The following is a 9,170-nucleotide window of genomic DNA, read 5'->3' as shown; positions in this document are numbered from 1 at the left end:
GGAGTTTTCTCCTTATATATGCATATAAAAACAAACCCGACAGGTTTTGAAAAACTGTCGGGTTGCAAATGGAACTTTCTCTTATGTGACAGCATAATAAAACTACACTTATATATATATAATAGAGTAAACTTCTACACATATATTGTATGTATTTTTGTAATCATGTATATTTGCATTCACAAAATTATAAACAATGATCAAGATTACTTTACCCGATGGGTCAATTAGAGAGTTCGCTTCGGGCGTAACTCCAATGGAGGTCGCTAAAAACATTAGCGAAGGTTTTGCAAGAAATGTTATTTCTGCATCTTTTAATGGTACAACTATTGAAACCGAGACTCCATTAACGACCGACGGTAATCTTATTTTATATACTTGGAATGATGCTGAAGGCAAAAAAGCTTTCTGGCACTCAACTTCTCACGTAATGGCCCAAGCTCTTGAGGAATTGTATCCTGGAATTAAATTAACTCTCGGACCTGCAATTGCTAATGGTTTCTATTATGATGTAGATTTTGAAGATCAGAAAATTTCTGAAGCTGATTTTAAAAAAATCGAAGACCGTATTCTTGAAATCGCAAGAGGTAAGTTTGATTTTAAAATGCGTCCGGTAACTAAAGCGGAAGCATTGGAAATGTACAAAGATAACGTTTACAAGACTGAATTGATTTCAAATCTTGAAGACGGAACCATCACTTTCTGCGATCACTCTACTTTTACTGATTTATGCCGCGGTGGACATATTCCGAATACTGGAATTATCAAAGCTGTGAAAATCATGAGCGTTGCCGGTGCTTATTGGAGAGGTGACGAGAAAAACAAACAGTTAACTCGTGTTTACGGGACTTCTTTCCCAAAACAAAAGGATTTAACCGAATATCTTGAGCTTCTTGAAGAAGCAAAACGTCGTGACCACCGTAAATTAGGAAAAGAACTTGAATTGTTCGCTTTCTCTCAAAAAGTAGGTCAAGGTTTACCTTTATGGTTGCCAAAAGGAGCAGCTTTAAGAGATCGTTTGGAGCAGTTCTTGAAAAGAGCTCAGAAGAAAGCGGGTTACGAACAAGTTGTGAGTCCACATATTGGTCAAAAAGAACTTTATGTAACTTCTGGTCACTATGCAAAATATGGCGCTGACAGTTTCCAACCAATTCATACTCCTGCAGAAGGAGAAGAGTTCTTATTGAAACCTATGAACTGCCCTCACCACTGTGAGATTTACAATGTAAGACCTTGGTCATATAAAGATTTGCCTAAGCGTTACGCAGAATTTGGTACTGTTTATAGATATGAGCAATCTGGAGAATTACATGGTTTAACTCGAGTTAGAGGATTTACTCAGGATGATGCGCATATTTTCTGTACTCCAGAGCAATTGGACGAAGAATTCAAAAAAGTAATTGACCTTGTATTATATGTATTTGGTTCATTAGGTTTTGAAAACTTTACTGCTCAGATTTCATTGAGAGATCAGGAGAATAGAGATAAATATATTGGTACAGATGAAAACTGGGAGAAAGCTGAAAATGCTATCATTAATGCAGCAAAAGACAAAGGTCTTAATACTGTTGTAGAATATGGTGAAGCGGCATTTTATGGCCCGAAACTAGATTTCATGGTAAAAGATGCTTTGGGAAGACAATGGCAATTAGGAACAATTCAGGTAGATTATAACTTACCTGAGCGTTTTGAATTAACTTACAAAGGTGCTGATAATGAATTACATCGCCCTGTTATGATTCACAGAGCTCCTTTTGGATCAATGGAACGTTTTATAGCAATTTTACTTGAGCATACAGCAGGAAATTTCCCACTTTGGCTAATGCCTGAGCAAGCTATTATCTTGTCTTTGAGCGAGAAATACGAAAATTATGCTAAAAAAGTTTTAGATTTGCTAGAAAATCACGAAATTCGCGCCCTAATTGACAACCGAAACGAAACTATCGGTAAGAAAATTAGAGATGCTGAAATGCAAAAAATTCCATTTATGCTTATCGTTGGTGAGGAAGAAGAGAAAAACGGAACGATTTCTATTCGCCGCCATGGACAAGAAGGAAAAGGTAATATCACAGTTTCAATCGACGAATTTGCTGCGATTGTAGACGAAGAAATAAAAAAGACATTAAAAGTATTTACAGTTTAACTTAAATTAGAAAGTCATAGCAATAAAAAGTAACAGAGGTTTTCAACCTCGAGTAGAAAAAAAAGATGCACACAGAATAAACAATCTTATTCGTGTTCCTGAAGTACGTCTTGTAGGTGAGAATATCGAGCCTGGCGTTTTTAAAATAGCTGATGCATTGCGTTTAGCAGATCAGCTTGAGTTAGATTTGGTTGAAATTTCTCCAAATGCTGAGCCGCCAGTTTGCAAAATCATGGACTACAAGAAATTTGTTTATGAACAAAAGAAACGTGATAAAGCATTAAAAGCTAAATCTTCTCAGGTTGTTGTAAAAGAAATTCGTTTTGGTCCTCAGACAGATGAGCACGATTATGAATTTAAAAGAAAGAACGCTGAAAAATTCTTGAAAGAAGGAGCTAAATTAAAAGCTTTCGTTTTCTTTAAAGGACGTTCTATCATTTACAAAGATCAAGGTCAGATTCTATTATTACGTCTTGCACAGGACTTAGAGGAACATGGTAAAGTTGAGGCAATGCCTGTTCTGGAAGGAAAGAGAATGATTATGTTCATTGCTCCGAAGAAGAAAAAGTAAAACAGTTTGCAGTCGCAGTTTTCAGTTTTCGCACTGTAAACTGAAAACCGAGACTGACAACTAAAAAAATAAGTAAGTAAGAATAAATTAAAACACTAGGAAAAATGCCTAAAATGAAAACAAAATCTAGCGCTAAGAAACGTTTTAAAGTTACTGGCTCTGGAAAGATTAAAAGAAAGCATGCTTTTAAAAGTCACATCTTGACTAAAAAATCTAAAAAACGTAAATTAGCTTTGACTCACTCAGCGCTAGTTCACCAAACAGATATGAGAAGCATTAAACAACAATTAAGAATTATCTAATAATTCTTTAGGTTAAAAAATTATTTATATAACCTTGGAGTATGGCTTTAAGTTCCTTTGATTCAATTCAGGACGCCTGCTACAAAAACACATTAAAATTATGCCAAGATCGGTAAATTCAGTTGCTAAAAGAGCAAGAAGAAAAAAAATAATGAAGCAAGCCAAAGGTTTCTTTGGAAGACGTAAAAACGTTTGGACAGTTGCTAAGAATGCAGTAGAGAAAGCGATGAGCTACGCTTACCGCGATAGAAAACAAAACAAAAGAAATTTCCGTTCATTATGGATTCAACGTATCAACGCTGGAGCTAGATTAGAAGGAATGTCTTATTCTCAATTCATGGGGAAAGTTAAAGCTAACGGAATCGAATTGAATCGTAAAGTTCTTGCAGATTTAGCTATGAACCACCCAGAAGCTTTCAAAGCTATTCTTAATAAAGTAAAATAAAACGTTTTATAAACTCAATTTAAGATTACTTACTTATTATATAAAAACCATTCGTTTATTCGAATGGTTTTTTTTGTTTTTATTATCTTTCGATGCGAACACAATAAATAAATGAAGAAACTCTTTGTAATTTTATTCCTTACACAAATACTTTTCACAAAAGCTCAAAAGAAGAATCTGGACAAAAACTCCATACAAACAATCATTGGCATAATTGACAAACGTGATGTAAACTGTCTCTCAGATATTAAGAGAGCAAAATTAGATTTTAAATACAAAGAGGTTCTTTACGATATTATTCCAGAAGGATATCTTGACAGTGATTATAATAGACATTATCCGTATTTAATAAATTTACTTAAAGAAAAAGGAATTGATTTTCGTGAATCATATGGCTTGGACACGTTTTGGAGTTCTGATGGCGAAAAGAGATATCCATTAATACAAAATTGCTACTGCAAAGCATCTAATAAATTATTGAATGCAAAATATGGTCAAAACTTCATTAAAAACATAGAGAAAACTGCTGATAGTTTGTACGTGATGAGTAGAATAGACATACCTTTTGAATATCCTTATGGATTAGATAATTACTGCATGATATATCCAAAAGCTGAAGACTTCTTAGAGCAAAAAAAACAAATTCAAAAAGATTTTTTCTCTTCGTTTGTATTCCCCGAAAATTTTATTCAAGACAATGAAAAAAGAGACTTTTTTGCCAAAACTAAATTTACAATTAATAATGACAATTCTATATCTAACATTACTGTAAAGGTTGAGTTTAAGAATCCTAAAAATGAAAAGTTTTACAATTTGATAGCCGACCAAATCACCGCATTTATTAAAAACGCAGATTGGACTTCTGCCGTTAGTAATGGCATAAAAGTAAATAGTAACTTTGAGATTAATTTCTACAACTAAAATATATAAATTCCAAAGTAATGCAAAACACACTAATTCATCATATTCAAAATTTCATTTCTCTTGAGCCTTCAGATATTGATAAATTAGAATCATGTCTAGAAATTTCTAAAATAAAAAAGAAGGAGCATGTACTCGAAGAAGGCCAAATCTGCAATACAATGTATTTTGTCGTAAAAGGATGTATGCGACAATATATCATCAATTCTAAAGGTACAGAACAAACACTTCAATTTGGAATCGAAAATTGGTGGATTACTGATTACTTAAGTTATCACAATCATATTCCGTCAAGCTTTTATTTGCAAGCAGTTGAAAATTCAGAAGTTATTGCTATTGATAAAAACGTTCTAGAGTCCTTACTGATTGAAATTCCAAATCTTGAAAGATACTTCAGAATCGTTACTCAAAAAAGTTTCGGTGCAACTCAAATGCGAATTAAATTCTTGTTTACCATGTCGGCAGAAGAAAGATACCATCATTTTAATGATCATTTTCCAGAATTTGTTCAGCGCGTTCCTCAATATATGCTTGCTTCCTATTTAGATTTTTCCGCAGAATTTATGAGCAAGATAAGAGCTGGAAAAGTTTGATTTGAATTTCTTGAAGTAGTTCAAGTTTTTAAGAGTATTCATTACTGACCTTTGTAATGAACTTTTAAAACATATAAAAATGAAACCAAGAATTGTTATTCCGCAAGTTGCCCCAGAAGCGTATCAAGCCATATTAGGATTAGAAAAATATATTGCTTCAACATCTTTAAATCCCGTACATAAAGAATTAATCAAAATTAGAGCTTCACAAATCAATGGCTGCGCATATTGTATAAAAATGCATACTGCCGATGCCAGAAAACTAGGCGTTACAGAAGAACGCATATATTTACTAAGTGCATGGCGCGAAGCTGATTTTTATTCTGAAGAAGAAAGAGCAATATTAGCTTTGACTGAAGAAATTACTTTAATAAGCAATCACGTTTCTGAAGAAGTTTATCAAAATGCAGCCAAATTATTTGACGAAAAATACCTCGCAGAACTCATTTTAGCGATTATCACAATTAATGCTTGGAACAGAATAGGAATTACAACTGGAATGAGAGCAGAATAATTTATAAGGATAATATTTACATCATTTTCAAACTTTAACAACCCTCTCTCTGAGGGCTTGTTTGTATATAATTGTAAATGAACACTCAAAAAATAGCGAATTTGTTTTTCTTACAAAAACAGGTATTTATACTCTTTCACAGGAATTCAGATTTTTTATTTTTGGCGCATGATACCAAAAAGAATACAATTTTTGCTATATATAATTTTAATTTTCACGGCTTTTTTTGCCTGTCAGAAGAAAAAAAAAATTACAGCAGAAATCACTAATAACAAAGCTGAAATAGAAAAGATAATAAATGTCGCTGATTCATTCTACAAGAATAAACAGTTAGATAGTGCATTTTATTTTTACAACAGAGCGAGAACAAAATGTAATCCTAATGAGGATGCCAAAAGTTACGTTTATTGCACGTATTACATGGCTGAAATTCAACAAGACCATGAAGATTTTATTGGAAGTACTATTACTGCAAAAGAAACCATTCCTTATCTTAATAAAATAAAAGATCCAAATCAAGTATGGAATATCTATAGCGTTTTAGGCAGAAACTATTATTATACTTATAACTATCCAAGTGCTATTTATTATTACTCCAAAGCATTTGCTCTGAGGGTAGACAGAATCAATATACTTGAAGCGAAAAACAATATCGCCACTATTTATCTTGACCAAGGTAAATACAATAAAGCATTGCAAATTTTCTTATCCATAAGCAAAGAAAAAATTGTACATGAAAAACCAATATATTATGCCAAAGTACTTGATTATATTGGTCTTTGTTATTTCAAACTCAAGAACGAGAAAGCTTTGGCTTTTTTTGAAAAGAGTGTACATACAAACTCTGAAGCAAAGTATGAAGATGGTTTAGGCAAAACGTATTATAATCTTGCTCAATATTATCAAAACAATAGGTCTTTATCGATGATGTATGCCAAATTAAGCTACAAAAACTACACATTATCTGACAATGCAAATAATCGCTTACTTGCTTTAAAATTTATTATAGAAAACACTGATTCTCCTGCAGAGATAAAAGAAAAGGCTCTTCTTTATATAAAAGAGAATCACCGCATTTATGCCTTCAGACAAAAAGCAAAAAATCAATTTGCAAAAATGAAATATGATTCTAAAAGGGAGAAAGAGGAAAACTTAAAATTAAAGGCTCAAAAAATCAAAAACGAACTTCAAGTAGAAAAGCAGGAGAGCAAAAATATTATTTCATATATCATAATTATTTTAGTATCATGCTTGATTGTATTTGTTTACTACTATTTAACTGCACGAAATAATCGTCAAAAAATTGAAGCAACTTATCAAAGCGAAACTCGAATTTCAAAAAAACTGCATGACGAACTGGCTAACGACATTTATCATACACTGGCTTTTGTTGAGAATAGAAATCTTTCTGCTGAAGAAAACCGAAGTCATTTATTAAAAAAGCTAGATGATATTTATTCTCGAACACGCGATGTATCGAAAGAAAACAATACAATTTTGGGCAATCAAAATTTTACAATTTCACTTAAAGAAATGATTTCCGGATTTAATACATCTAAAATAAACCTATTAATAAATGGATTAGATGAAATTTCATGGAACCAGTTGGATGAAATTAAAAAAATGTCAGTTTACAGAATCATCCAGGAATTGCTGGTCAACATGAAAAAACATAGTGACGCTACTTTAGTTGCCATAACTTTTAAAAAGAGAAACAATATTATTATAATTAATTATACCGACAACGGAAAAGGAATTGATTCAAACAAAATGGTTCATAAAAATGGCTTGCATAATATTGAGAATCGAGTTCGAGCCTTAAAAGGCGAGATTGAAATTCATTCAGATTTAGGAACAGGCTTTAAGGCTTTAATTAAATTTCCTGTATAATGATTAAGAACTTGTTCCTCTTTTTTCAAAAAAAGAATATTCTTTTTTCTTTGCTAATCATTTGTTTGATTCTAGCAACTCTTTTTTCCGTAAAGTTCTCTGAAAAAGAAAAACAGCAAAAAATTTACCCTAAGGCCGATCTCTCAATTAAAATAAAAAAAACATTAGAAAAAGCTCATGTTTTTTTTGATGCCGGAAAATATGACAGTGCCTATTTTTACTTCAACAAAACACAATTGCTATGTGATCCGAAAGAAGATTATCCAGATGAATATGTCGGTTCATTAAACTACATGGTCGAAATCTTGCAACGATATGGCAATTTTTACGAAGCAGAAGCTACACTTATAAAAGCATTTCCATATTTAGAAAAAACATCTAGTAAAAAATATGCCATTAATGCTTACACGTTTATGGCTTTCAACTATTTTTATACTTATAATAACGAAAAAGCTCTTTATTATCATAGAAAAGCATTAAAAACAGCAATATCCACATTTAGAAAAGCGCGAATATTATCTGAAATTGCATTTGTTTATGTTCAACAAAAAAAATTTCAAGAGGCGAAAGATATATTAGAACCAATATCCAAGTGCAAAATTGCAGATAAAATCACACCTTCAAATACAAACCTCGTGCGTTCTGGTATATTATATAATTTAGCTCTCTCCTACATAGGCCTTGGAAACCATAAAGAACAAGCTTTAAAATGTCTTGACGAAAGTTTGGAATTAACCATCCCATACAATAATGATTTTGAGCTAATTGCCAACTATTTTGGCTATTATCTTTATTACTCAAAATATTATAATCCAGAACTTAAAAAATTTTATGCAGAGAAATCATATCATGCTGCAAAACGAGCAAAATCAGCTGGAAATGAAATCGACAGATTAGCCGATCTACTTGAGATGGACAAGGCTGAAAAAGCAAAAAAATACTGGGAAATTTATACTAGAAAAAATGATAGCCTCTATTTAAGCAGAAAAACGGCAAAAAATCAATTTGCAGACGTCATATATGACTCAAAGAAAGATAAAGAAGAAAATTTTGAACTCAAAAATCAAAAAGCAGAAAGAGAATTACAATTGCAAAGACAAAAAAACAGAAGCTATATTTCTTATGTCGTAATTTCTTTAAGCTTATTTATCATCCTTTTTTTAATATTTTATATTACTACCAAAGGCAAACGAGAAAAAAATGACATTATCCTTAAAAGCGAAATGAGAATATCTCAGAAATTGCATAATGAGCTTAACTCAAATATCTATGAAACGTTATTATTTGTACAAGATCACAATCTTGAAAATAAAGACAATAAGGAAAAACTACTTGATAGCTTAAATAATATTTACTCAAAAACCCGCAACATATCGAGAGAAAACAGCAAAGTCCCAACAGACGAAAGATACTTAGCTGTCTTAAAGGAAATGATTTCAGAATACAAAACTAAAGATGTAAACATTATTCTAAATGGATTTGATTCGGTCTTCTGGAGTAAAATTGATAAAAATAAAAAAATAATACTCTATCGAATTTTACAAGAATTATTATTCAATATGAAAAAATCTAATAGTTCTAGTTTAGTGAGTATTATTGTAAAAGAAATAAGCAAAAACCTACTCATTTCCTATACTGATAACAGTAATGAAATTATTTCAGAAAATAATATTTTAGAAAAAAGACTACAAAATGTGGAAAACCGTATTGAAACAATAAAAGGAACAATTAATTTTGATGCAAATTCCGAAAGTGGTTTTAAAATAAGTATCAAATTTCCTATATAATACA

The 9,170-nt window shown here is 31.5% G+C and carries 9 protein-coding genes; all 9 read left to right on the top strand.

The features are described from left to right. The first annotated feature begins 196 nt into the window (after positions 1–196). The 9 genes from thrS to DMB71_RS03840 all read left to right on the top strand — a co-directional run bounded on the left by thrS (position 197) and on the right by DMB71_RS03840 (position 9,166). Complete coding sequence (thrS, locus tag DMB71_RS03880) at positions 197–2,143, top strand: threonine--tRNA ligase (protein WP_111363853.1); 1,947 nt, start codon at positions 197–199, stop codon at positions 2,141–2,143. A gap of 16 nt (positions 2,144–2,159) precedes the next feature. Next, a complete protein-coding gene (infC, locus tag DMB71_RS03875; RefSeq protein ID WP_111286002.1) occupies positions 2,160–2,714 on the top strand; it encodes a translation initiation factor IF-3 in 555 nt (184 codons plus the stop codon). 104 nt (positions 2,715–2,818) lie between these two features. Further along, positions 2,819–3,016, top strand: a complete 198-nt coding sequence (rpmI, locus tag DMB71_RS03870; RefSeq protein WP_008464950.1) for a 50S ribosomal protein L35 — start codon at positions 2,819–2,821, stop codon at positions 3,014–3,016. 100 nt (positions 3,017–3,116) lie between these two features. After that, positions 3,117–3,461: a 50S ribosomal protein L20 gene (gene rplT, locus DMB71_RS03865; protein WP_008464948.1), complete on the top strand. Its 345-nt coding sequence runs from the start codon at positions 3,117–3,119 to the stop codon at positions 3,459–3,461. A 111-nt stretch (positions 3,462–3,572) separates the two neighbouring features. Further along, positions 3,573–4,382 (top strand): hypothetical protein, encoded by an 810-nt coding sequence (locus tag DMB71_RS03860; protein ID WP_111363852.1) that lies wholly within the window; start codon positions 3,573–3,575, stop codon positions 4,380–4,382. 20 nt (positions 4,383–4,402) lie between these two features. Then, complete coding sequence (locus DMB71_RS03855; RefSeq protein ID WP_111363850.1) at positions 4,403–4,975, top strand: Crp/Fnr family transcriptional regulator; 573 nt, start codon at positions 4,403–4,405, stop codon at positions 4,973–4,975. A gap of 79 nt (positions 4,976–5,054) precedes the next feature. Beyond that, positions 5,055–5,489 carry a carboxymuconolactone decarboxylase family protein gene (locus DMB71_RS03850; RefSeq protein ID WP_111363849.1) on the top strand — a complete coding sequence of 145 codons (435 nt, stop codon included), beginning with the start codon at positions 5,055–5,057 and terminating at the stop codon, positions 5,487–5,489. A gap of 192 nt (positions 5,490–5,681) precedes the next feature. Next, positions 5,682–7,379 (top strand): tetratricopeptide repeat-containing sensor histidine kinase, encoded by a 1,698-nt coding sequence (locus DMB71_RS03845; RefSeq protein ID WP_239452921.1) that lies wholly within the window; start codon positions 5,682–5,684, stop codon positions 7,377–7,379. Further along, the gene (locus DMB71_RS03840; protein ID WP_111363847.1) at positions 7,379–9,166 is read left to right on the top strand and encodes an ATP-binding protein; all 1,788 of its coding nucleotides are present in this window, start codon (positions 7,379–7,381) and stop codon (positions 9,164–9,166) included. The genes DMB71_RS03845 and DMB71_RS03840 overlap by 1 nt, the downstream gene beginning before the upstream one ends. Positions 9,167–9,170 lie beyond the last annotated feature (4 nt).

The sequence above is a fragment of the Flavobacterium tistrianum genome (genome assembly GCF_003254545.1).
Lineage (GTDB): Bacteria > Bacteroidota > Bacteroidia > Flavobacteriales > Flavobacteriaceae > Flavobacterium > Flavobacterium tistrianum.
Note: the sequence above shows the minus strand (reverse complement) of the source record. Positions and strands in the feature narration are given on the sequence as shown.

Excerpts from the sequence above, each read along its gene's own strand:
- DMB71_RS03860 (WP_111363852.1), top strand. The coding sequence starts at position 3,573 with ATGAAGAAACTCTTTGTAATTTTATTCCTTACACAAATACTTTTCACA.
- DMB71_RS03840 (WP_111363847.1), top strand. The coding sequence starts at position 7,379 with ATGATTAAGAACTTGTTCCTCTTTTTTCAAAAAAAGAATATTCTTTTT.
- DMB71_RS03855 (WP_111363850.1), top strand. The coding sequence starts at position 4,403 with ATGCAAAACACACTAATTCATCATATTCAAAATTTCATTTCTCTTGAG.
- rpmI (WP_008464950.1), top strand. The coding sequence starts at position 2,819 with ATGCCTAAAATGAAAACAAAATCTAGCGCTAAGAAACGTTTTAAAGTT.
- rplT (WP_008464948.1), top strand. The coding sequence starts at position 3,117 with ATGCCAAGATCGGTAAATTCAGTTGCTAAAAGAGCAAGAAGAAAAAAA.
- DMB71_RS03850 (WP_111363849.1), top strand. The coding sequence starts at position 5,055 with ATGAAACCAAGAATTGTTATTCCGCAAGTTGCCCCAGAAGCGTATCAA.
- thrS (WP_111363853.1), top strand. The coding sequence starts at position 197 with ATGATCAAGATTACTTTACCCGATGGGTCAATTAGAGAGTTCGCTTCG.